The organism is Vibrio sp. 10N.222.48.A3, assembly GCF_041475345.1.
GTDB lineage: Bacteria > Pseudomonadota > Gammaproteobacteria > Enterobacterales > Vibrionaceae > Vibrio > Vibrio tasmaniensis_A.
Genome location: NZ_JBFRVX010001134.1, coordinates 1 through 1,169 on the forward strand (window position 1 = coordinate 1; position 1,169 = coordinate 1,169).

General features: G+C 41.4%; 2 protein-coding genes. Both read right to left on the bottom strand.

Going from position 1 to position 1,169, the window contains the following annotated elements:
* Nucleotides 1–358, bottom strand: a 358-nt coding sequence (locus AB4653_RS24365; protein WP_372105523.1) for a hypothetical protein, incomplete at its 3' end; no start/stop codon positions are given.
* On the bottom strand, nucleotides 349–1,169 hold an 821-nt coding region (locus tag AB4653_RS24370), incomplete at its 5' end, for a hypothetical protein (RefSeq protein WP_372105524.1). The genes AB4653_RS24370 and AB4653_RS24365, both read right to left, overlap by 10 nt.

The window sequence follows — 1,169 nt, forward strand, 5'->3', positions numbered from 1 at the left end:
AGCTATACTCTCGATTAATAACAGGATCATCAGTTTCAGTTGTCGGCGAATAATCAATGATAGAGATAGACAACTCGCCATCTTCTAACGAATAACGACCTGAGGAGTGGTGCTCCAATTTACTCACCTGACCATTCTTCTCTTCAATCTTCACCGCCTCTGCAATCATAAACGTATTGTCTGATTGGAAGGTAAAAGTCATACGTTCATACAACGATTGATAAGGTTGAAATGCCTGCGTCATAAAGCCCGTTTTGATGGTTTTACAGTGCCAACGAGTGCCCGCTAATACGTTTCTATCAATCATGAAACTTGCAGCTGTGAGTGCTAATACCAATAGCAAACCAATTATTCGCAAAAGTAACTCCTTTGAGCCATGTAATTCACAAACGAATCAAAAGATGACTCAACTTCAAAAATAGATGACAAGTAATTAAGAGCTTCGCCATCCTTTCTCTCAATCAGCATATACAAAGCATCATTTTCAGGTTGGTTGACAGATGGATAAATGCGAACAAAAACATCAACATTACAGTGGCTAGGTATAACTTGTATCAGTCTCTCAGTGATCGCAGGCAACGAGTAGGCTTCATTGCGAACAATATGGAAAAAGTAGTGATTAGTTTCATCTACGAAGCTGTCGTGATACTCATTTTTATCAACAAAGTATGGCAATGGCTGATAGTAAGCCTGAAATATATTAAACAAAGAGATCAACACACAGGTAAAGGCTAAAAAGTAGCCCACGCAGGCTAAATGACGATGAACAAAAAGCTTAAAGCTAGGTGGTACCGCGTTGACTGAACCTCTCGGGCTAACTGTGGACAATGGCATTTCCATGTCGCCTTCAACGCTTTGTGTTACTGATGCAGGCATAACATGAGCCTGCTCATCTTGCGGCTTTTTCTCAGGTGACTCGCCTGAGGTTTGTGTTTGATTTGTCGTTATTGATGATGGGTTAAGTTCGGCTTGCGATAATCCTATCGTTTGAGGAGACTCTGATACTAAATCCGCCTCAGGGACTGTCGCTTTAGGCTCTGTATTTTGAGGTTGAGATGATTCCTCTATCTCCAGAGAATACCCCATTTTACTGACGGTACGAATCGTGGCGCAACCACAAGTCACTCTGTTCAGTGTTTTTCTAAGCTTAGATATCACGTTGGTCAACG